At 40.9% G+C, this 21778-nt stretch carries 22 protein-coding genes; 21 read left to right on the top strand and 1 reads right to left on the bottom strand.

The annotated features are described in order from the left end of the window. The first annotated feature begins 103 nt into the window (after nucleotides 1-103). The 6 genes from DWY84_RS01920 (at nucleotide 104) to DWY84_RS01895 (ending at nucleotide 7306) form a co-directional block, all read left to right on the top strand. Nucleotides 104-1393, top strand: a complete 1290-nt coding sequence (locus tag DWY84_RS01920; RefSeq protein WP_118530368.1) for a galactokinase family protein — start codon at nucleotides 104-106, stop codon at nucleotides 1391-1393. 112 nt (nucleotides 1394-1505) lie between these two features. Continuing rightward, on the top strand, nucleotides 1506-3092 hold the full coding sequence (locus tag DWY84_RS01915) for a metallophosphoesterase (RefSeq protein ID WP_118530367.1): 1587 nt from the start codon (nucleotides 1506-1508) through the stop codon (nucleotides 3090-3092). 148 nt (nucleotides 3093-3240) lie between these two features. Further along, nucleotides 3241-4110 (top strand): YitT family protein, encoded by an 870-nt coding sequence (locus DWY84_RS01910; protein WP_118530365.1) that lies wholly within the window; start codon nucleotides 3241-3243, stop codon nucleotides 4108-4110. A gap of 98 nt (nucleotides 4111-4208) precedes the next feature. Then, a complete protein-coding gene (locus DWY84_RS01905) occupies nucleotides 4209-4940 on the top strand; it encodes an ABC transporter permease (protein WP_118530364.1) in 732 nt (243 codons plus the stop codon). 101 nt (nucleotides 4941-5041) lie between these two features. Next, complete coding sequence (locus tag DWY84_RS01900) at nucleotides 5042-6394, top strand: AAA family ATPase (protein ID WP_118530581.1); 1353 nt, start codon at nucleotides 5042-5044, stop codon at nucleotides 6392-6394. Between the two features lie 237 nt (nucleotides 6395-6631). After that, complete coding sequence (locus DWY84_RS01895) at nucleotides 6632-7306, top strand: recombinase family protein (protein WP_118530363.1); 675 nt, start codon at nucleotides 6632-6634, stop codon at nucleotides 7304-7306. 302 nt (nucleotides 7307-7608) lie between these two features. Here DWY84_RS01895 and DWY84_RS01890 read toward each other — a convergent pair whose 3' ends face one another. Next, complete coding sequence (locus DWY84_RS01890) at nucleotides 7609-7797, bottom strand: helix-turn-helix domain-containing protein (RefSeq protein ID WP_118530361.1); 189 nt, start codon at nucleotides 7795-7797, stop codon at nucleotides 7609-7611. Between the two features lie 219 nt (nucleotides 7798-8016). On the opposite strand from DWY84_RS01890, the gene DWY84_RS01885 reads away from it, so the two are divergent. The 15 genes from DWY84_RS01885 (at nucleotide 8017) to DWY84_RS17325 (ending at nucleotide 21729) form a co-directional block, all read left to right on the top strand. Then, nucleotides 8017-8301 carry a hypothetical protein gene (locus tag DWY84_RS01885; protein ID WP_118530360.1) on the top strand — a complete coding sequence of 95 codons (285 nt, stop codon included), beginning with the start codon at nucleotides 8017-8019 and terminating at the stop codon, nucleotides 8299-8301. Continuing rightward, on the top strand, nucleotides 8289-8534 hold the full coding sequence (locus DWY84_RS01880; RefSeq protein WP_118530358.1) for a hypothetical protein: 246 nt from the start codon (nucleotides 8289-8291) through the stop codon (nucleotides 8532-8534). Before DWY84_RS01885 ends, DWY84_RS01880 begins: the two co-directional genes overlap by 13 nt. A gap of 35 nt (nucleotides 8535-8569) precedes the next feature. After that, nucleotides 8570-8911 (top strand): relaxase/mobilization nuclease domain-containing protein, encoded by a 342-nt coding sequence (locus DWY84_RS01875; RefSeq protein WP_118530357.1) that lies wholly within the window; start codon nucleotides 8570-8572, stop codon nucleotides 8909-8911. Nucleotides 8912-9017: 106 nt separating this feature from the next. After that, complete coding sequence (locus DWY84_RS01870) at nucleotides 9018-9950, top strand: DUF932 domain-containing protein (RefSeq protein ID WP_118530356.1); 933 nt, start codon at nucleotides 9018-9020, stop codon at nucleotides 9948-9950. 252 nt (nucleotides 9951-10202) lie between these two features. Continuing rightward, nucleotides 10203-11666, top strand: a complete 1464-nt coding sequence (locus tag DWY84_RS01865) for a YARHG domain-containing protein (RefSeq protein ID WP_118530354.1) — start codon at nucleotides 10203-10205, stop codon at nucleotides 11664-11666. Nucleotides 11667-11828: 162 nt separating this feature from the next. Then, nucleotides 11829-12095 (top strand): Mor transcription activator family protein, encoded by a 267-nt coding sequence (locus DWY84_RS01860; RefSeq protein WP_243024710.1) that lies wholly within the window; start codon nucleotides 11829-11831, stop codon nucleotides 12093-12095. Nucleotides 12096-12097: 2 nt separating this feature from the next. After that, a complete protein-coding gene (locus DWY84_RS01855) occupies nucleotides 12098-14458 on the top strand; it encodes a zinc ribbon domain-containing protein (protein ID WP_118530353.1) in 2361 nt (786 codons plus the stop codon). Beyond that, complete coding sequence (locus DWY84_RS01850) at nucleotides 14448-14981, top strand: hypothetical protein (protein WP_118530352.1); 534 nt, start codon at nucleotides 14448-14450, stop codon at nucleotides 14979-14981. Before DWY84_RS01855 ends, DWY84_RS01850 begins: the two co-directional genes overlap by 11 nt. A gap of 176 nt (nucleotides 14982-15157) precedes the next feature. Next, nucleotides 15158-15772: a JAB domain-containing protein gene (locus DWY84_RS01845; protein WP_118530350.1), complete on the top strand. Its 615-nt coding sequence runs from the start codon at nucleotides 15158-15160 to the stop codon at nucleotides 15770-15772. Beyond that, nucleotides 15747-16472, top strand: a complete 726-nt coding sequence (locus tag DWY84_RS17650; protein WP_243024709.1) for a hypothetical protein — start codon at nucleotides 15747-15749, stop codon at nucleotides 16470-16472. The genes DWY84_RS01845 and DWY84_RS17650 overlap by 26 nt, the downstream gene beginning before the upstream one ends. Nucleotides 16473-16488: 16 nt before the next feature. Then, nucleotides 16489-17262: a DUF5688 family protein gene (locus DWY84_RS01835; protein WP_118530349.1), complete on the top strand. Its 774-nt coding sequence runs from the start codon at nucleotides 16489-16491 to the stop codon at nucleotides 17260-17262. Between the two features lie 34 nt (nucleotides 17263-17296). Then, nucleotides 17297-17575: a hypothetical protein gene (locus DWY84_RS01830; RefSeq protein ID WP_118530348.1), complete on the top strand. Its 279-nt coding sequence runs from the start codon at nucleotides 17297-17299 to the stop codon at nucleotides 17573-17575. Nucleotides 17576-17648: 73 nt separating this feature from the next. Further along, nucleotides 17649-18581, top strand: coding sequence for a lambda-exonuclease family protein (locus DWY84_RS01825; RefSeq protein WP_118530346.1), 933 nt, complete (start codon nucleotides 17649-17651; stop codon nucleotides 18579-18581). Between the two features lie 90 nt (nucleotides 18582-18671). Further along, complete coding sequence (locus DWY84_RS01820; protein ID WP_118530345.1) at nucleotides 18672-19946, top strand: hypothetical protein; 1275 nt, start codon at nucleotides 18672-18674, stop codon at nucleotides 19944-19946. A 142-nt stretch (nucleotides 19947-20088) separates the two neighbouring features. Further along, nucleotides 20089-21729 (top strand): ATP-binding protein, encoded by a 1641-nt coding sequence (locus tag DWY84_RS17325; RefSeq protein ID WP_178716413.1) that lies wholly within the window; start codon nucleotides 20089-20091, stop codon nucleotides 21727-21729. Nucleotides 21730-21778 lie beyond the last annotated feature (49 nt).

The following is a 21778-nucleotide window of genomic DNA, read 5'->3' as shown; positions in this document are numbered from 1 at the left end:
TGTATTGTCCATAGAACAAACGGTGTGGTATACTGACAACTATGAGCGGCAGTGAGGCGTGATTGTTTGCCGGGCTTGCATGGAGAAAACGGAGGGGTAAAGGATGAACACAGCAAAAACTTTGGAATTGTTACGATCAGAAGCAGCAGATATCCGTATGCGTGAGTTATACGGAGCAGATAAAGCGGAGGAAAACATCCACCGTTATGAGGACCTGGTACAGAAATTCCAGGAGAACTTTGGGGAGAAGGATATTCTGATGTTCAGCTCACCGGGAAGAACGGAGATCAGCGGAAATCACACCGACCATAACCATGGCAAGGTGCTGGCAGGAAGCATCAATCTGGACTGCGTGGGAATTGCGGCAAAGAATGAGTCAAGCAAGGTCAATATCATCAGTGAGACCTTCCATCAGAAATTCACCATTGACTTAAATGACCTGCAGCCGAGTGCCAAGAAAGCAGGAACCGTAGATCTGGTAAAGGGCCTGTTAAAGGGATTTCAGGAGTCCGGCTATGAGGTAGGCGGCTTTGACGCTTACATCACCAGCAATGTTATCAGCTCTGCAGGAGTAAGCTCTTCCGCATCCTTTGAGATGCTGCTGTGTTCCATGCTGAACCGTTTCTTCAATGACGGACGCATGGATACCGTTGCTTACGCCCACATCGGAAAGTATGCTGAGAACGTGTACTGGGATAAAGCTTCCGGCCTGTTAGACCAGATGGCCTGTGCGGTAGGCGGTCTCATTACGATTGATTTTCTGGAGCCGGCTGCCCCGAAGGTAGAGCAGATCGACTTTGATTTTGCGTCTCAGAATCACAGCCTCATCATCGTGCAGACCGGAAAAGGCCATGCAGACCTGAGTGCGGATTATTCTTCTGTTCCGAATGAGATGAAGAAGGTGGCCCGGTTCTTTGGCAAGGAGGTCTGCGCGGAGGTGACAGAGCAGCAGGTGATTGATAACATTCAGGAAATCCGTGCCTTTGCAGGAGACCGTTCTGTAATGCGTGCCCTTCACTTCTTTGAGGAGAATAAGCGGGTCGAGGCTGAGGTGGCAGCTTTAAAAGAGGGACGCTTCGCCGATTTCCTGGCCAATATCACGGCATCCGGAAACTCTTCCTGGAAGTGGCTGCAGAACTGCTATACTACGGCCAGCGTACAGGAACAGGGCATTTCCATTGCTCTGGCCCTTACGGAGCTGTTTATTGCCGAGAAGCAGCGCGGCGCATGCCGCATCCACGGCGGCGGCTTCGCAGGCGTCATCATGGCTATGCTGCCAAATGATATCGTAGACGAGTACATCGACTATATCGAGCATGCCATGGGCGCAGGCAGTGCGTATCACATGAGCATTCGTCCCTACGGTGCCGTGTGCGTGAATGACATTATCTAAAATCTTTCTTTTTTCGTCAATCTGTGATATGATGGCGGGCGGTAGTGATGCCGCCCGCTTTTCATTATATGAGGGTATCACTCCGGACGGAAAAGAGGATTAAGACAGAATTATGAAGCATTATAAAAAGATTACAGCCCTGATCTACGGGGCTTTACTTTTGATCTGCGTTGGGATTGTGTGGTTCCTTGGGGCGCTGAACCGACAGGGAAATACCGGAGATGGCCGGGAGTCCGCGGCGCAGGAGGGCAGCCAGCAGTCGGGAGAGAATCCGAATGGAGGCAGAACACCGGGAACGGAAAATGGACCGGATGTGGCAGGCAATGGACTGGATGAATCGGAAGAGTCAGAGGAAGAACGCCTGGCCCGCCTGGAGCAGGAACGTCAGGAATGGCTTGCGGAGTACCGCAGGCAGAGGAGATGCCATCGCGGAACGCATGGATCAGATAAAAATAAAGAGGAGGCAGAGAAACCTTACGAGCCCCCAACCCTGATGCTGGCATCGGACCTTCATTATATGAGCAGTACGACCCATGATGATGGGAAAGCATTCTGGAGTATGGTGGAGCACGATGACGGCAAGATTGACCAGTACAGCGAGGAAATGCTGGATACGCTGGTGGAGACAGCCATCGAAAATCATCCGACAGCGCTGGCGCTGACCGGTGACATTACCTTAAACGGGGAGCGGATCAATCATGAGCTGCTGGCGGAAAAGCTGCAGAAAGTGCAGGATGAGGGCATTCAGGTGCTTGTGATTCCCGGAAACCATGATATCCAGAATAAAAATGCTTCTACTTATTTTGGAACGCAGCGGGAAAAGGCAGAGTATCTGGAAACGGGGGAAGATTTTTATGAGATTTATCACCAGTTTGGTTATGACCAGTCTCCAAACCGGGATACGGCGTCTTTAAGCTATGTGTATCCGCTGGATGCAAAGCACTGGCTTCTGATGATGGATTCCTGTATTTATGATGATGGAAACCATGTGGAGGGCCGCATTGGGGAGGCCGCCTTAAAATGGATGGAGACACATCTGAAGGTGGCGAAGGAGCATGACATCCAGGTGATTGTGCTGGCGCACCACAATCTGCTGCAGGAGAGCCGGTTATTTACAACCCAGTGTGAGATGGAGAACGGACCGGAGGTGACGGCGCTTCTGGAACAGTATCAGGTGCCGCTTTACATCAGCGGACATTTGCATGTGCAGCGGATCCGGGAGCATGTGACCGGACCGGGCCTGGAAGATGAGCAGGAGGGCATTCATGAGATCGTGCTGAGCCCCTATTCGTTTCCGGGCAACCAGTATGGCATGCTGAACTGGGACTTAAATGATACCATGACCTTTGAGACCCGGCATGCAGATGTGGCAGCCTGGGCAAAGGAGCAGGGATCAGAAAATCCGGAACTGTTAAATTTTTCGGAATGGTCCCGCCAGTACGCGAAATCCGTGATTCAGGAACAGGTAAAGCAGACCATCACCATGGTGCCGGATGACTTAAAGGAGAAGATGGCTTCCATGTATGCGGATCTGTACCTTCCATACTGCCTGGGAGAGGCGGTTCCGTGGAATGACGCGAAGCAGACATCAGCCTACACGCTGTGGCAGAGAGTGGATCCAAAAGGAAAAAAATTTAAGGAAATGCAGAGTATGGCAGAGGACAGCCGTGTGGCCAGACAAAGCTGTATCATACAATAGAAATGCTGTAATTGAGCCAATAAGAATAGTGTTTGTCTTTTACAAAGGAACGAGTTATAGTCTCTCTGGCAGAGGAGAGGGATTATCACTCGTTCTGCTTTTCTTTTGCTTTTAGGGCGAAAATATGAATCAGATTTTGGGGGGAATTATGGCTACACAGCAGATTGAAGATCCAGTCAAACGAAAGATTGCAGAATACGCGCTGATCACCGTGAGTATCTGGATCATGGTCGTGGGAATTTATTTTTTCAAGTTCCCGAATAACTTTTCTTTTGGCGGCGTTACCGGCTTTTCGTCCGTGGTCAGCAGACTGACCGGAATGAATGCCAGTGATTTTACCTTTGCAGTGAATACCGGCCTTCTGGTGCTGGGATTTTTATTCCTGGGAACTGATGTGGGCATCAAAACCGTATATTCCAGTATGCTGATGTCCTTTAGCTTAAGCGCGCTGGACCGTTTTATGCCGATGGCAGGCACCATCACCGACCAGCCGATGCTGGAACTGATCTTTGCGATCTTTCTTCCGGCCATTGGCTCCGCGATCCTGTTTAACATTGGCGCATCCAGCGGTGGTACCGATATCATCGCCATGATCTTAAAAGCCCATTCCAGCATGAACATTGGAACGGCGCTTCTGGTGGTGGATATCACCTCCGTGGTCATGTCGTTCTTCGTATTCGGACCGACTACCGGCTTGTATTCTTCGCTGGGCCTGATGGCAAAATCCCTGGTGATTGATGGTGTTATCGAGAACATTAATCTCTGTAAATGCTTTAATATTATCTGTGATGATCCGGATCCCATCTGCGATTTTATCATTAAGGATCTGAACCGCAGTGCCACTATTTACAAGGCACAGGGCGCCTTTTCCCATCACAGCAAGACCGTTATCATGACCACCATGAAACGCAGCCAGGCTGTACGGCTGCGCAACTATATCAAGAAAGTAGAGCCAACGGCGTTCATTCTGATCTCCAACTCCAGCGAGATCATAGGAAAAGGCTTTTTAAGCAACTAAAAAGATGATACAGGACTGCTGTGAAAGTGGAGAAATCCGCTTCGCCGCAGTCCTTTTTTGCATATGATAATCATGAAGACAACACTGGAGGATGGAAGATGGCAGATAAGCCTTCGCAGCTTCAGTCCGTAATCCGGTTTCAGGAAGCATATATGGAACAGGAAAAAATGCATAAGAGAAAGGTGAGGATCGTACGGAGCATGCTCCTCGTATTATTCCTCGCTCTGTGGGAACTCTGCGCAAGACTGGGTATGATCGATGATTTCATATTCAGTTCGCCATCCAGAGTTCTTTTTTGTTTCTGGAAGATGGTGCGGGACGGGAGTATCTTCGCGCACATTGGCATTACCCTCTTTGAAACAGTCGTCAGTTTCGCGATTGTGACGGCATCCGGGATCTGCGTGGCAGTTCTTTTGTGGGCCAGCCGCAGTGCTTCAGAAATTCTGGAGCCGTATCTGGTGATGCTGAACAGTCTGCCAAAATCGGCTCTGGCGCCCATGCTGATCGTATGGATGGGAAGCCATGTGCATACGATTATCGCGGCGGCGGTTTCCGTGGCGGTGTTTGGTTCGATCCTGACGCTACACACTGGATTTTTGTCCATGGACCCGGATAAAATCCGCCTGATCTACGCGCTGGGCGGCAGCAAAAAGGATGTGCTCACGAAGGTGCTTCTTCCCGGCTCCGTGCCGCTGATCTTAAGCAACATGAAGGTCAATGTGGGACTGTGCCTGGTGGGCGTGATCATCGGAGAGTTTCTGGCGGCGAGACGGGGACTGGGGTATCTCATTATCTATGGGAGTCAGGTTTTCAGCTGTGTCTACATCTGATATGAATCGGTATCGTGATTTTGGGCATAAATAAAAGGTTTTGATTCATAAGGGAGGTATGTGCTATAATGGAAAGCATAAATAATGGAGGGTTGAATACCGTGGAACTGAAACGAGATATTTATAAAAGGTTACTGGAGTGGAAGCGGGAAAATACTCATAAGGTTCTGGAACTGGAAGGTGCACGCCAGGTTGGTAAGACCTTTATTCTGGACAAGTTCGCAAAAGAAAATTATAAGGTACAGATTTATGTCAATATGGCTCAGACTTCCGGACAGGAATTTTTAGCCTGTCTCGAACAGGCAACGGCATGGCAGCCTGGAATGAAACGCAAAGAACGTCCGATCCATGAGGCCTTGTCTTTATTTCATGGAGAATTTGAGGATAACAAAGATACCATTGTTGTGATTGATGAAATTCAGGAGTCATCTAAAGTTTATTCTATGATCCGTCAGTTTGCCAGAGAGTTTGAATGTGATTTTATCGTGACAGGAAGCTATCTGGGAAAGACCAGAGAAAAAGACTTTTTCCTCTCTGCCGGAGATGTGGATTCTCTTACTATGACCTCTCTTACATTTGCAGAATTTCTGGAAGCAGCAGGAAAGCGTGAACTGTATGAAACGATTGACCTCTATGGAGCATCCGATCATGCGCAGTATGATGAACTAAAACACTGGTTTGATGTGTATCTTCACATTGGAGGATATCCAGAGGTAGTAAAGGCCTATTTGGAGACTGGGAATCTGGAACAGTGCGCAGATATCATTGAGTCACTTATCAGGATTTTTGTGAAGGAATCCGGACGGTATTTTGAGAGTCCGTTGGAAACTGCTACGTTTGAAAAGGTCTTCTCATCCATAGCAACGATGATGCTGAAAGAAAAGAAAGGTACAAAAGATCTGATTACAGATTTGACAAGCATCATTTTCAAGGAGGAGAGCGGACGGATTGCGAAAAAGACGGTTAATTATGCCATCAGCTGGCTTTATTTGTCTCATCAGCTGGGATACTGCAGTAAGAGTGTGAACTGCGATAACCTGAATATTGTGGAAAACTGCAGGTACTATTTTATGGATCTGGGGATAGCAAATTATTTCCTTTCTCTGACTGGTTCCATGCAGGAGACCATTGATGGATGTCTGTGTGAGAATTTTGTGTATCTGATGCTCTTAGAGCGTATCAGAAGACGCGAAATTGCTGGGCAGGTCCCGTGGTTTGGCACGGATGAGGAAAGCAGCGGTGAATTGGATTTCTATGTGCGCAGTCGGTTAAATCATAAAAACTATGGACTGGAAGTGAAGCGTGGAAATGAAATCGCAGTAACAGCTAATAAGTTGCTGGATAAAGGACGTTTGGACTTCGTGTACAGTCTGAAAAATACTTACGGCGGTATCAATGAAGATAAACGTGCAGTTCCGCTGTATCTGGCTGGAAGGATACCATTTGATTGTTAAAATAAGATTATAAATCTTCCAGAACAGAGTATGTATGAATGGTATTAAATAGTCATAACAATAAAAAAGTCTGTAAAGGCCGTGTTCTCGTACTGAAAAAAACGAAAAAACGGCCTTTATACTTTTTAATCAGTATTGTAAAAACGACCGTTTCTGTGATACTGATTTGACATAGGAAAATGTTGTGAAAAGGGTGCAATAAAAATGCATCCTTTTTGTTATACAGGGGGATGGATTATGCTATATGGATATGTCCGCATTTCAACGCCGGGACAGAACATTGACAGGCAGATCAGAAATATTCATCGCAGATATCCGGTGGCACTTATTGTTCAGGAGATTTACACAGGCCGGACATTGGATCGTCCGAAATGGAGAAAACTGCTGAAACAATTAAAGCCTGGAGATATCATTATTTTTGATTCTGTTTCCAGAATGGCACGAGATGCAGAAGAAGGATTTGAAGAATATCAAAAGCTGTATGCCAGTGGAATTGAACTCATATTTTTGCAGGAGCCTCATATCAACACAGAGGTTTACCGAAGAGCATTGCAGGTTTGCATTCCAAAGACCGGAACCAAAGTGGATGTTATCCTGGAAGCTGTAGAAAAGTATCTGATGCTGCTTGCTAAAGAGCAGATTAAGATTGCATTCGATCAGGCCCAGAAAGAAGTTGATGATCTTCGTCAGCGAACCATTGAGGGAATTGAAACAGCCAGAATTAATGGAAAAGTATTAGGCCGCCCAAAAGGCAGGCATTATGCTACAGAAAAAGAAATTCAGGCTAAACGGTTAATGCAAAAACGGGCCAAAGCATTTGGTGGTGATTTGAGTGATTCCGATTGCATGAAGGTAATTGGGGTTTCCAGAGGAACTTATTACCGATACAAAAAGGAATTATTGCATATTTAAGAATGTGTAGGTCTGCAAATCAATCACGGGAAATTAGAACAATGTCTTTATATAGTGGACATATGGTTGGATTACAGCAGACAGAAACATGGAAGTGCACCAGTTAAAACGGCACAAATACTGCAAATTAGCGAAACTAAAAAATTAAAATTCCTATATGGCCGTTTTTTCGGGGAGAAAAAGTACGAGAAAACGGCCTTTTCTATTTTTTATTAAATTTAGTGCGGTATAGGATCTTTTATAGAGAGTACGGATAGTTTGCCTGTTCAATAGTGTGTCTGCCTATAGCGTACAAACAGAATTTAAAATTTAGCGATAATGCTTCCGGGAACATAGTTCGGAAGTGCGCTGTATGGAATTTTCCAGTGCCGGGTTCCGACCAGTTTAGTGGCAGGTAATGTGCCGTTTCGAATCAAGCGGTAGGCGGTGGATGTGCTGATTTTTGTCAGTTCACAGAATTCTTTGAGGGTCATGTATTTAGTGTTTTCCATGCGGAATCTCCTTTCGTGGATGATTGTGATTATGAATATGTTGATGCTTAATGACAATTTATGACACGTCATAACATATCAATAATTGTCAGAACGTGTACACATGATAATTGCTTAGCTATACGTTTATATCGAAGCAGGAAATAAAAAATGCTAAAAATAGATTCAGTTTCGCGTACATGCTAATATTGATTTTATGAAAAAGGAGTTTTAGATAAAATGAAAAATACAAAAAAGGCAGATATTCATATAAGGGTTACTGCGGTAGAAAAAAGAAAATTAGAAAAAGCCGCTACCAAGAAAAAAATGACCTTAAGTGAGTATATTTTAAAGAGTTTATCAGATTCAAATGACAGGTTAAACTATATGGAACTGTTACCTGCCTATACGGAAATAGCAGACCGATTGAATGAAATTTGTCATGTGGCCCAAAATGATCCAGATTGTGATTTACGAAAAAGAATTTTAGAGATTGTGGAGAGGGAGAAGAAATGTACGAATTAGATTACGGTCATTTACTGAATAAGGCAGGTAAGTTCAATTATTGCAAAGAGGAAAGTGTAGGAAATCTCATTCGCTATATTGCGAGGGACAGGGAACAGGAGGACAAACGTGGCGAATTATTGGCATGTGGAGTATGGGGATGCTTGGATATATTGGGGACGGATGGAATAATTGGTGATTTTAGGCTTGCACGTTTATGTTATAAGCGGCGAGGCGTGTTGGCCGTTATGTAGATCACGAAATTTACGAGTTTTCTGGGTATGAACTGATGAAATTTAAGGAGTGCCACATTAGCTGTGAAATGGTCGCCAGAGAACTTGCAAGGAATATTTACAATGAAGGTTTTCAGGTATTCTGGGGAATACATCTTAAGGATATGGATAGTTTGCGGGTTCATGTACATTTTGCTGTAAATACAGTGAATTTTAGAACTGGCAGGAAACGGCATGAAAATATGACGGCTACAAAAGAGCGGCAAAAACAGATGCAGAGGATTATTGAACGAATAATTTTTCAGGCAAGAAATTATTGGGAACCGAATCCTAAAGATTCTCAAAGCGAATTTTCGCTGTATGACTTGCTGCCGGGAAATCCTATTTCCAAAGAGTGAAGATATATATTATTTCCCTGAGCAGGAATAAATAAGTTCCTGCAGAGACCAGGCCTACAGTTTACAATCTGTTCCTGGTCTCTTTCATTTTAAGGAGGACGAATATATGTCAGCAAACGTGGAGACTATGTTTTACACCAGAACAAAGCCATGGCACGGCATGGGAACCTGTGTGGAAGAAGCACCGGATTCCAAGGAGGCCTTGCGTGTATCTGGCCTTGACTGGAACGTGATCCAGCAGCCTATTCAGACGAACAATGGACTTGGAATCCCCGGATATCGTGCAAATATCCGTGAGAGTGACAGATCAGTTCTGGGTGTGGTATCCGACCGCTACAAGGTAGTACAGAACCGGGATGCGTTTTCTTTTACTGATGCATTGCTGGGAGAAGGTGTAACTTATGAGACAGCCGGATCTTTACAAGGTGGAAAGAAAATCTGGCTGCTTGCGAAGTTGCCAGAGAAATATGTCATAGGAGAAGATGAAATTACTCCATATCTGGTATTTATGAATACACATGATGGAACCGGATCTATTAAAGTGGCAATGACTCCGATCCGGGTTGTATGCCAGAATACGTTAAATCTGGCGCTGGAGACAGCACAGAGAAGCTGGGCTGTCAAGCATATCGGTGAGCCTACACAGCGCCTACAGGATGCCAGAAATACGCTTTTCTATGCGAGTTCCTACATGAGAGAACTGGAAAGCTGTGTAGAGGAGCTGTCAGCAAAGAAATTAGCAGATCAGCAGGTATATGATTATATCAATGCATTGTTTCCGCTAATCCCTAATGCCAGTGAGCAGCAGTGCAAGAATGTCCTGAAATTAAAGGAAGATTTGAAAGAACGGTATTTCGAAGCGCCAGATTTGCAGCATGTAGGAAAGAATGCGTACCGTTTTGTAAATGCGGTTTCGGATTTTGCTACTCATGCAAGGCCGCTTCGCATGAGCGAAAACTACAGAGAAAATCTCTTCTCACGGACGGTAGATGGAAATGTTTTGATTGACCGGGCGTTTGAGATGATGAAAGCAGCCTGAGAGAAAAATTATGGAGGAAAAAGAAGATGCCTTGGATTATTGTTAAAATTATGATTCAGATTTTTATGCCGAAACCGTAGGATAAAATATCGGACAATCACTGTAGAAAGATGCAGTGGTTGTCCGGTACTTTTATATATACAAATTATTGTGGAATTATGCTACTGAATTATATAGGAAGATTATTCAATATCAGAATGGTATATTGTTGATATTAATTGTGAATGGAGATGTTGAGGAGGGAGAAGGAGAATGCGAAAAAAAGGCAGATTAGCACAAAAAATGGTTGGCATATTACTTTCTATAGTAGCAGCTTCAGTGGTAATATCCGGTTGTAAAGCATCTTCTGAGAAAAAGGAAGATAAAGCAATATCCAGTGAAAAAAATATGACACTAGAAGAATTCATAGAAAGAGAAAATTCGTTATGTGATGTGGTGTTGGGATTTTATTTTGATAAAAGTATGTTTTCTAACAAGGGCAATGAAAAAAACAATATTTTACTGGATGGGGAAAAAAATGCTACAAATGATATAAGCAAAAATCTTTCCTTTGTCGGATATATGAAAGAGGGAAAACATGAAATTACAATAGAATCAGGAAAATCAGGAAAGTCTTCAGTCGAATTTAATGTAAGCAGGACGGGAGCAAATGTTTATACATATGCACTTAAACATACAAAAACGAAGGTAGATATTACTGCGACAAATTATAATTATTTTTCTTTTCCATCAAACGTTAACGGTTTCATTCAGCTGGGAGATTATCTTCAAACAAGAAATGATTTGATTATTACATCAAATTATACAGATGATGATTTGCAATTGGGAAATTTAAGATTGCATATACCATATTGTCCGGACATGGAAGATGTTGAAAATGGTCTGTATGGAATGTACGATGACTTTTTTGATATAGGAGAGGTCTGGTTTATTATTCGGGACAATATTCCAGATTATTTATCAGAAAAGAATGCAGAAGAGGGCCTGAAAAAGCTTGTGGAAGAAGGACTTCTTGATGAGGGATATGATGAAGTAACAGATGTTAAAACATTTTCCATAGATGGATATCCGGCTGCATCTGGAAAATACATAACAAATTGGATTTACGATGCACAGGTTGGAGATTATCTGAAAGAAGTGTGCGGAAAAACCACATCGACAGTATATATTCTTACAGTTTATTGTAAAGGGCAGCTTTATGTTTTGGCCGAAGATATAACAGTAATGTCTCCAATGGCACAGGACTTGATTTTCCAAGAAATCCTCGATTCCTGTGAAATAGTCGAAACGGATGATTATGAAACGAATCAGACAAAAGCGAGTCTGAATCCTACAGAAGAGAGCACGGAAGTTATTTCAGAAATGGAAGAAACCGAAGGAGCATTTGGTGGAGAAGATACAAAGCCAGAAACTATAGAAGAGACTGCATCATCGGATGCTGGAGATCAGACTTTTATATTTCCTGATAGCGATACTGCCTACATAACAGATCATGAATTATCTGGTCTGAGCCAGGACGAATTGCGATATGCGGTAAATGAAATTTATGCAAGGCATCATAGGAGATTTAAAGATTCTCAGTTGCAGGCATATTTTGATTCTAAGTCCTGGTATACTGGCACGGTAGAGCCGGATGATTTTGATGAAAATACATTGAATGTATATGAAAAGGAAAATGTAAAAGTAATCAGAGCCTATATTGAAAAAATAAAATAATACTATAACTTATTATGCCAGATGTTTGCCTGTATTTATAGCAGGTAAGCATCTGGTTTTCTATTTATATGGTATTTTATTGAGGTATAGTTCATTGGAAGTATGTAGGAAGATTATTCAGAAAGAGAGTGATATATTGGAACTAAAAGGAGATGAGCATATTTGGCAGAGAAGAAACAAGCTGGTTACGGAATGGCTGGAATCTACAGAGAGATTGCTGAAATTGCGGGTGAGGAAATTGCAAGAACGATTCATGCAAATTTTAAAGGCCAGCAAGTCGTTTTCCCTAATAAGCTGTATTCTTCACAATATATAGCAGAAAAAATACAGTTGGAATATGATGGGAAAAATATAAGACAGTTAGCAATGAAATATGGCTATACAGAGCGTTGGTTGAGAAAAATCATAAAAGATGCTGAGGAGAGATAAAGATGTTTTGTCCGCATTGTGGAAAAGAAATAAGTAATATTGGCAAATTTTGTATGTACTGTGGTGGGAAGCTGGATTTTTCTGATGTGCCAGATTTACAGAAGGCATCAGAAAAGAAGATTCCTAAGAAGCAAACGATGGAAGCAACAGGGTGCAATAATGTGTTAGATGAGGAATTAGGTGCGCTGGATATTGAAGATGCTGGGATTTCATTACTCACAAATGAAAAAGTAGCTATGATGGCTCAACGACATTTGCATGGTGACCAGTGGGTTTTTCATTTGGACAAGTATGAGATCAAATATAATAAAGATATTATCCGGTCAATTAATGTCCATCAGTATTTATGGGATGAATATTCCAGGTTGAATGTTGAATTTACCGAGAAGTATAAGGCCGAAGTGAAAGGCGTTGAAACATTTTTCAGCAAGGCGCTTCCTTTATATGATGAGTATGTGGACAAGCTTTGTGAAAGCGTAGTAAAATTGCTGATTGCTTCTGGAATTGTAAATTATGATATTGCTGAAATTAAAAGACGAATGACAATTCATCCACCATTAGAAGAAAAACTGGAATGTCTTGCTAATGCAAGTGAGAATACTATACAGAGTCTTTCACAGGAGGTAATTGGTAAGGAAATCCGGAAAATGCAAACAGGCGGGAACACTCGTATGCTTGCAGGTGGTTTTGGTTTTGAAGGTGCTTTAGGCGGAATGGCTGCGGCTGGGCTATCTAATATGGCTTCTGGAGCAATAAACTCTATTAAGACAGGAATTTCCCAAGTTGGAAATCAGGTGGAACTCGAAAAAAGATTAAATAAGTTATACAATGATCCATCTGTTCTGGAAACGTTTCTGCGAGATTATAGAAGCGTGACATATGATGCGGAAGATACTTATATAGTAATATATAAAAATGAATTCAAGCAAAAATATGTCGATTATGCTGTCTGGAATAAAGAAGTTTTGGCACTGGCAGAGAATGTACAAAAGTATGTAAAAAATAAAAATGATATTTTAAAAAATGTAGTATCTTTGTTGCAAAAAGCATCGCCATTGTTGACGAGCGGTTCAGAACTTGCGTTTGTTGGCAAGGAATTTGTTGATAATAAGCAGCTTACTGATGAAATTTTGGAACTTGCAGATTTCTTTTGTATAAAGGAAAAAATTGGAAATATTGTAGATGAGCAGAAGAAGCAGATGGTAGAAGATGCTTTAAAACTGCCAGAAGGAAATTCTGCAGAAGTAAAAAAGAAAATAGAGATATTATCAAAGAAAAGCGCGGAACTTCATTATGATTTATCTGCAAAACTGCAGGAACTGCAGAAAAAGAAAACGGATTATTTAAAAGTAGAGGCAGAAGAGGCGAATCGAAATGCAGAGGTAAAGAAAAAGGGTGATAAGAATTTAGCAGATGCAAAGCGTGTAGAAACAGCTTTCTCAAATGGTAATCTGGATGCAGTTACAAAAATGATTACAGAAGGCAGTATGGTGGCTGAGGAACGGTATATTCAGTATTATGTCCAGAGAATAAAAAATGAGGATAATAAGCGTTTGTTTGATGCAATTGCTGGTCAGTGCGGAACGAACCGTATATATGATTGTATTATTGGAATCTGTTGTTTAAATGGCTATGGAACGCTGCAGGATTCTGATCTTGCCGGAGAATTGCTTATCAATGCCGCAGAAGAAGGCTGCTCTTATGCCTGGGGATATATTGATCATTTATTAATTCAGGATAATGTAGCATTTTTCAAAAAGGATAAGGATTATTTGCATGAAATTAGTAAAAAGGCTTTAAATGCACTTTCACCATTTGCTTTGTATTGGGAAGGAAAGACGCTGTGCCAGGGAAAAGATGAGGGTGGAAGTAACTCTGTAAAGAATGATTATGACCAGGCTTTAAAATTTATTCAGTATGCCGATGTGTGTGGAATTGATGGGGCAAAAAAGGTTTTAACTTATTTGCAGTCTCATTCTGCAGAAGAAATCAACAATAAGACATACGGAAGCAGTGGAGGATGTTATATAACAACAGCGGTGTGTGATTCTTTCCATAAGGCAGATAATTGCTATGAACTGACGATGTTCAGACAGTTCCGTGATCATTATTTGATGGAATGTGAGGATGGCAAAGAGTTAATTAAAGAGTATTACGTAACAGCTCCTCAAATCGTTGATATTATTAATCAAAAAGAAGATAAGGATCAGATTTATTTGGGTATCTGGAAACAGTATTTGAATCCATGTTTAGGAATGCTTGAAACAAAGGATTATGAGAATTGTAAAGATACCTATGTTGCCATGGTAAAAGCACTGGAGAAAAAGTATTTAAATGAGGGGGAAATTCAGTATGAGCACTAATGATAAAATAATGAGTTTTGAAGATATTCCGGTAGACAAGAAAGAAGAAACACCGGAGAAGCAAGACACACGTAAAGATGTATTAAGTTCTGTGGAAAAACTCAGAACTAAGAATGCTATTGTAGATCAAGTAGAATATTTGATAAAAACGTGCAAAAATGAGAAAGAACTTTTGGAATTGCGGAATAAGGTGATTGCGACAGAATACAGCGGATTAAAGAAAAGTGATTTGCTGGAAGAGTTAGATAAGAGGGTAAGTGAAAGAATATCTTCAACGATTCGTGAAGCATCCTTGTTGGATGAACGTAAAACAGAATTAAACAATATGAAACTGGGAGCAGTTATTTGTGTTGTAATTGGTTTCTTTTTAACGGGCAGATTTCGATTTGCATTTCCAATTGCAATTGTTATAGCAGTTGGTGCGTATATTGCTTCGGATGATAGAAAAAATTATCAGGCAAGTGTGAATGCGAAAAGGGAACTGCAGAAATATCTGGATGCAGGATATCAGTTAAAACTGTAGAAGAATATAAAAACGTGTTACCTATGATTTCAGATATATATTATTTATGTGAATCATAAGAAACAAGGCAAATAGATAGAGGCAGGATTGATAAAAAATGTCAGTCCTGCCTCTATTTTTGTTGCCATGCAGATCAAGAACGTGCATGCAGCACGTTCGGAGAAAGGAGATACAAAATGAGAAAGATGTCACAGAAGGAACGCTTGGATGCAATGTTGGATCGGCCTATTCCGAAAAAGAAGGTTGGTATTGTGCATTTAGAGATGGTAAAGGAGAGCCGACGGTTATATGGAACTAGCCGTTTTCGTACACCAGAAGAGGCTGCGGAAATGGTAATGCCTATGTTTGAACGGGCACACCGGGAGATGGTACTTGTCATGACCATGGATAGCAAGCTGGAAATTCAGGCTGCGGAGATTGCAGCTGTGGGTGGATTGAATTATTGCTACATAGATATGAAGGAAATCTTTAAGCTTGCAATTCTGAATAATTCCGCTTATATCATTTGCGTTCATAATCATCCGTCTGGGGATGTGAGTCCAAGTCTGGATGATGATAAAATTACAAAACGGATGTGGAATGCAGGACAGATTCTGGGAATTGGCCTGATCGACCATATCATTGTGGGAGAATCTGGATACTACAGCTATAAGGAAGAAGGACGCATGCCAGAGGAAGCGGAGCAAAGCAACGAATATAAAGACGGTCTGATGGAAAAAACACCTGTCAGGCCGTCTTTGCTGCAGATGCAGAAGGAGGATAAAAATGATTCGGTTAATGAATGCAGATGAAATTGAATGCAGGGTTGGAACGATTGGAGAACGAGGTCTGAGCCTGCTCTTGTATAAGGATGCCAGAGTCGATCAGCGTATTTTAGATGAAACCTTCACGGAATTTGGGTGGCGTCGGACACATCAGGAAATTGGAGGGAAGCTGTTCTGCACAGTGGATGTTTGGGATGCAGAAAAGCAACAGTGGATTTCCAAGCAGGATATCGGTACAGAAAGCACGGCAGAGAAGGAAAAAGGCCAGGCATCAGACAGTTTTAAACGTGCGTGTTTTAATTGGGGGATTGGCAGAGAACTGTATTCAGCCCCGTTTATCTGGATTCCGGCTGAAAGGGTGGAAATCAGTTATGATGGCAAGCGTTATGTCACAAGAGAACGTTTTCGCGTGGAATCTATTACTTACGATGAGAAACGTGAAATAAGCGGACTGGTGATTTGTAATAGTAAGGGCGTTTCGGTTTATGAAATGCACCAGCAGAAACATGCTGTATCAAATGAAAAAATTACAGGGACACCGGAGCAGGCAAAAGCGCAGTTATCAAAAAAGATGCGTGGGGATTTGGAAAAAGAACTGCAGCGCACTGGAGTTTCTATGGAAACGGTTCTGGCAAGGTACAATCTGAGTGATATCAGTCAGATGCTTCCGGAACATTACCGGGATGCTATGAGTGGGTTGCGGAAGTCAAAACCAGTGGCAGCGTAGAGAAAGGAGATTAGTAATGAATAGAGGAAGAATGGATCAGGTTGTAGAGATGGCAAAGTGGAGTATGGTAGATTTTGACTCTGTGAAAAATCAAATTGTATTTCGTATTATCAATGGCAGGATGAATGAAAAAGAATTGCAGTCATTGGCACATATTCCGGTTATGAATCTGGCTGTTATTTTTGTGGTGCAGTTTGGCCAATCGGATGAGATGGGGGTGAGTATAAGAATTTCAAAGAAACTTTTGGAACATTGGGAAATAAATTTACAGGATTTATGGAGAATGGCTTATGAAAATACATGTCTTAGATGTCCTGCGAAGTCAGATTCTTTGGATCATCTTTTAAGAAGAATCGTAATGTGTGACATTCCGGATCCGAAGGAACAGGAAAAAGTTTTGGAGATGCTGGACAGTACGAAAGATAACGAGTCAGAGGAGCTAATCGTTTTAAGCAACAATGTGAGCGCTTATGGAGCGTCTTGCATGATATATGGAGATGCATTGAAAGAGTATGCAGTATGGAAGCAGAGCGATTTGGTGATTTTGCCTTCCAGTATTCATGAAGTACTGTTAGTCAAATATGATGGAAGCTATGATGTAAGGTGGCTTTCACGCATGGTATCTGATATTAATATCAGTGACGTTGCGGAGAATGAGCGGTTGTCGGATAGCGTGTACATTTATCGTTGGAAACAGGATGTTTTGGAAGATACGGAAACAGGAAAAAGAATTAGACCGGGATATGATGGAATCGCAAAACTTGTGGAAGAAATGCAGCAGGCATCCTGAATTTAAAATACTATGTTATCAGAGGACAGTGTATATGTCATTGAAAGAATTGATTAAAATGTTTTTAACGGAGCGTCTGGATATTGTGATAAAGGACGTATGTACAGAGGACACGAAGAAAATTATAGAACAGGGAGAACGGATTATCAATGATTTGCCAGATCAGGACCGGGAAGCCGTTCAGGCTTATGTGAATGCGTTTTTGGATGGAGAGGCAGAGAAAACGGAACAAGCTTATCTGGGCGGAGTTGGAGATGCACTCTGGGTCATGACAAAATGTATTAAAATGATTATGAAGCGTTCCGAAGAGTAGAAAGACAGGAAAGACCGTCCGGCTGGTAACTTTGCATGGACGGTCAGAAATAAGAATGGAGGATTGGAAGCATATGTGTAAAATCATATCGACTTTAGGAATGGAGCGGGAAGCATGGCTGCAATTACGGAAGGGCGGGATTGGTGGATCAGATGCAGGAGCCGTCTGTGGACTGAATCCTTATAGAAGTCCGATGGCAGTTTATTACGAGAAAACATCAGATACTATCGACGTATCGGACAACGAGGCTATGCGTCAGGGACGGGAACTGGAAGAGTATGTGGCACAGAGATTTATGGAAGAGACGGGATTGAAAGTGCGGAAATCCAATAAGATGTACTGGAGCACAGATTATCCGTTTATGTATGCAGATGTGGATCGGCTGATTGTGGGTGAGGATGCTGGTCTGGAATGTAAGACTGTGAGTCCGTATAGTGCAGATAAGTGGGAGGATGGTGCAGTGCCGCTTCATTATCTGGTTCAATGCTATCATTATATGATCGTGACAGGAAAGCGGTGCTGGTATATTGCAGCTTTGATCTTTGGACAGAAATTTATTTATTCGAAGATAGAGTGGGATGAAACATTTGTAAATCAGATCATTGCGTTGGAAGAGGATTTCTGGAATGGCTGTGTTGTGCCGAAAAGGATACCGCTGCCTGATGGATCGGATTCCAGTAGTGCTGTACTGGAGGCGTACTTTCGTGAATCAGACAACGAAGGTGCAGTAACATTAACGACAGATATGGAGAACAAATTGGATCGAAGGCAGGCGATTGCAGAGAAAATAAAACAGTTGGAACAGGAAAAAACTCAGATTGAGCAGGAAGTCAAGCTGTTTATGGATGGTCATAGTTTTGCTAACAGTGAACGGTATCAGGTTTCCTGGCAGATGGTTGATTCCCAGCGTGTGAACACAAAAAAGCTTAAGGCAGAACAACCAGAAATTTATAAGAAGTATCTGCAGGTGAATCAGAGCAGCAGGTTTACGGTGCAGGTGGCATAAGGGTATGATTGAAATATAATGATTCAGCTGGGGAAAATGTGATATGATATAAAAAATAATATTAAATTCGAATGGGGGAGTGGAAAGTAGATGACGCAAATAAGTAGCATTAGAGAGATTCAACGTTGGTCAATGGATTTTACTAAGATAGCTGAGACATTAAATTTGCAGTTTGAGGAAACTGGTATCAAGCCAGATTTTGCAATTAACTCGAAGAATTTGAGAGATAAATTTACATCATTATTGCAATGGTTATCTGCTGATGATAACAACAAAACTTATGAAAAATTAGTTGAGCTTTATATGACAACAAAGAATGGTCAATTCATTTTTAATACGGCAAAATCTTGTGTAAATATGGTTTATAAGTTGCAAATGCCGGATTTTAACGATGAGAAAAGAGCTGCGTTTGTAATGTATGATATTCTTTTAAAATTTGAAGAGAATAAAAAAAATGGTATTTTACAGGAATACGATGATTTAAAAGCAGAATTAATGGACTTAATTCCGTATTCCATCCCAATGATTTATGAGAAAGGAATTGGATGTGAGGAGATAAAGCTATCTGCTTTGAATGGAAAAGATAAAGAATTTTTTGAAAAATTTGAAAATTGTAATGCACTTGAGTTTGTCAAAATATATATATGTACAGAACGGGAGAGAAAGCAGCATATAGTTAAGGATATACTTGAAAGTCACTGTGTCAATTTCTTTGAAAAAAATGTAAAGAAATATTTTGAAAAAAATGTATTGCCTAAAGTGAAATACCAGGGAGGACGATGTTCATCTGAGTTAAAAAAGATAATGTATGAAAATTTGGATATGAAATGCAGTAGATATGCAAACATGATGAACGAATTTTTGCGTTTTCGAATTGCGGAAAGGCATGCATTTTGCATTATCAATGAAGAAGCGTTAGATGGTGAATTTATTAAAACTGGAAAAATAGAAGAAATGGATTATCAGAAATTTGCTGAGACATACTCTTTTGAATATTTACTGAAAATTTTTGATAGTATGGATTTTGAAAAAAGAGATAGAAAACTAGATGGAAGTTATAACATCGCCTGTTTAGATCTTGTATTAGAATGTGTAAAACATCCATTGAAAGACGTTTCTCAAAAGGACTATGAAAAAATTATATATAGGTTATTGGGGGAGTTGGATGAATGGGGGGCATACTTTCAGAAGAAAGTGAATTTTATTTTGATATTAGAAAATTATCAAATGTTGAGAAAGGTCGAGATTGAGAAAAGTGAATCAGTCGATGAGGTTATTAAGAAATTAGAAAAAAGATTGCAGAATTCCAATGGTAAAAACGTAGAAATTGAAAAATTATTAAAAATTTTCGAAGACTCGCAATAAAAAAACGTCGATTTTTCCTTGTATAAAGGACTATTTAGTTCTTATATGGGAAAAATCGACGCTTTTTTATTGTTAAGGAAATGATGCAATTTCGCTATACTACGTTCAGAGGCCTCAATTAAACAAAAGGAGAGAATCGGAGTTGAAAGAAGAAAAATTGGAATTAGGATGGCAGAAAAACGAGAAAGGAGAATGGGAGTTCCATTTTTCCGACTGTGTAGTAAGCGAAAATTCAATAGAATATGGCAAGGAGAATGGAAAGTATGAGGTTGGTTTCAAAAAACATTTCGAGTCCAATTCGGAGGCGATAACAAATGATTTTTTTAGGCTTTCAGTTGTGATTGCAAGTATGCCAAAAGTATTATATCCGGTGCTGATTACGAATGTTGCTGCACTGCTATATCCGATTTGGCAACAGAGCACATCACATGGGCAAGGTATAATTCTTTGGCTTTATGGTACTCCTGGAAGTGGAAAAACAGAAATAGCAATAAACCTGGCTAGTTATGTAAATAAAGAAAAACTTAGGTCAGAATTTGAAAGTCTGGCTTCTGCAAATGCTTCTACAGGAGATCTTGGGGAGATACTGCAGGAACATCAAGGATTGAATTTTATTCTTGATGATGCAAAAAACGAACGAGTTTATTCACAACGAGAGAAGTTAAGAAGGAATCTGGATACGATCATCCGCAGTGTATTTTCTTTCCGGTTAACAGATGCTTTTCGGAGAAAAAGAAAATATCAAGGCCGGGAGGTAAAAGCGGGACTGGTTATAACTGGTGAAGTCATTGATTTGGAAAAATCATCGATTTCACGATGTGTGTTTCTTGACATCGGAAACTTTGTTAATACGAGGATTGGTTCAGAATCTTTGAATGTGTTGCAAGAACATCCGGAATATTTGGTCGGTAGCATGGTGGGATTCATACAATTTCTTGCGCATCAATGGAATAATGGAGGGTTGTCACAGCAAGCTGAAAGTTTTAAGAAACTAGATAAAAGTAAGCTTGCAATGAGCCAAAAACAAGGCGCAGCAAGATTAAAAACTGCAAGAAATATGCTGACACTTTGTCATGGACTTTGGGTACAGTATGCAGCTTATTTGGGAACTAACTGGAAGCTGGATTCAGCTGATTTGATGAAAACGGTAAAGAACACTGAGGATATGTTGATTAGTCCGGACGATATTTTTGAAATAGCAACGGAGAGAGTATTGAAAAAACTGATTATAAAAAAAGCTAAATGCTTTTTGACATCGGCGTTGTATAAGCAGGACCGATACCTTGAATATGGATTTTTGATGCCAGAAAAAACGGATGCTTTGTATCTGAATGAGCTTAAAGAACTTCCAGGTTTGGAGAAACTTGAAAATGATGAAGAAGTTCTTTTTGCAAAGAGGGATGTTTTTCTGAAAAAATTGGAGAAGGAAATTCAGAGGGAAATAGAAAAGATGAATTTTGCAAATATCAAAATGCTGAATGGGCTTTTGGGAAAACTTCATGCGCACGAAATAATATTAGGGAAAAAAAGGACAGATGGTCTTTTCGATTATGCATTATGGTATCCGACAGGGTATGATGAGGATGATCAATGTCAGTGCATTTTGCTGAATACAAAAAATTTAAAAGTAAAACAGGCGTTAGGAACTTTGCCTAACGAAAAAGTCGATATCAACATCCAAAATTTATCGTGGGAGGAGCAGGAAAAGATAGATGATGAAATTCGGTTCAAATATTCAAGGTGTTGTAAATCGATAAATAAAGCTATGACATACAAGAACTAGCAGAGATATTGCGGCATAAGCATAAAAGTAGGAAATGAACAAAAAAGGA

The sequence above is a fragment of the Clostridium sp. AF27-2AA genome (assembly GCF_003478505.1).
In the GTDB taxonomy this organism is placed as follows: Bacteria; Bacillota; Clostridia; order Lachnospirales; family Lachnospiraceae; genus Brotaphodocola.
The sequence above is the reverse complement of the archived record's forward strand: the minus strand, read 5'-3'. Positions and strand labels throughout refer to the sequence as shown.

Excerpts from the sequence above, each read along its gene's own strand:
- DWY84_RS01920 (WP_118530368.1), top strand. The coding sequence starts at position 104 with ATGAACACAGCAAAAACTTTGGAATTGTTACGATCAGAAGCAGCAGAT.
- DWY84_RS01915 (WP_118530367.1), top strand. The coding sequence starts at position 1,506 with ATGAAGCATTATAAAAAGATTACAGCCCTGATCTACGGGGCTTTACTT.
- DWY84_RS01910 (WP_118530365.1), top strand. The coding sequence starts at position 3,241 with ATGGCTACACAGCAGATTGAAGATCCAGTCAAACGAAAGATTGCAGAA.
- DWY84_RS01905 (WP_118530364.1), top strand. The coding sequence starts at position 4,209 with ATGGCAGATAAGCCTTCGCAGCTTCAGTCCGTAATCCGGTTTCAGGAA.
- DWY84_RS01895 (WP_118530363.1), top strand. The coding sequence starts at position 6,632 with ATGCTATATGGATATGTCCGCATTTCAACGCCGGGACAGAACATTGAC.
- DWY84_RS01890 (WP_118530361.1), bottom strand. The coding sequence starts at position 7,797 with ATGGAAAACACTAAATACATGACCCTCAAAGAATTCTGTGAACTGACA.
- DWY84_RS01885 (WP_118530360.1), top strand. The coding sequence starts at position 8,017 with ATGAAAAATACAAAAAAGGCAGATATTCATATAAGGGTTACTGCGGTA.
- DWY84_RS01880 (WP_118530358.1), top strand. The coding sequence starts at position 8,289 with ATGTACGAATTAGATTACGGTCATTTACTGAATAAGGCAGGTAAGTTC.
- DWY84_RS01875 (WP_118530357.1), top strand. The coding sequence starts at position 8,570 with ATGAAATTTAAGGAGTGCCACATTAGCTGTGAAATGGTCGCCAGAGAA.
- DWY84_RS01870 (WP_118530356.1), top strand. The coding sequence starts at position 9,018 with ATGTCAGCAAACGTGGAGACTATGTTTTACACCAGAACAAAGCCATGG.
- DWY84_RS01865 (WP_118530354.1), top strand. The coding sequence starts at position 10,203 with ATGCGAAAAAAAGGCAGATTAGCACAAAAAATGGTTGGCATATTACTT.
- DWY84_RS01855 (WP_118530353.1), top strand. The coding sequence starts at position 12,098 with ATGTTTTGTCCGCATTGTGGAAAAGAAATAAGTAATATTGGCAAATTT.
- DWY84_RS01850 (WP_118530352.1), top strand. The coding sequence starts at position 14,448 with ATGAGCACTAATGATAAAATAATGAGTTTTGAAGATATTCCGGTAGAC.
- DWY84_RS01845 (WP_118530350.1), top strand. The coding sequence starts at position 15,158 with ATGAGAAAGATGTCACAGAAGGAACGCTTGGATGCAATGTTGGATCGG.
- DWY84_RS17650 (WP_243024709.1), top strand. The coding sequence starts at position 15,747 with ATGATTCGGTTAATGAATGCAGATGAAATTGAATGCAGGGTTGGAACG.
- DWY84_RS01835 (WP_118530349.1), top strand. The coding sequence starts at position 16,489 with ATGAATAGAGGAAGAATGGATCAGGTTGTAGAGATGGCAAAGTGGAGT.
- DWY84_RS01830 (WP_118530348.1), top strand. The coding sequence starts at position 17,297 with ATGTCATTGAAAGAATTGATTAAAATGTTTTTAACGGAGCGTCTGGAT.
- DWY84_RS01825 (WP_118530346.1), top strand. The coding sequence starts at position 17,649 with ATGTGTAAAATCATATCGACTTTAGGAATGGAGCGGGAAGCATGGCTG.
- DWY84_RS01820 (WP_118530345.1), top strand. The coding sequence starts at position 18,672 with ATGACGCAAATAAGTAGCATTAGAGAGATTCAACGTTGGTCAATGGAT.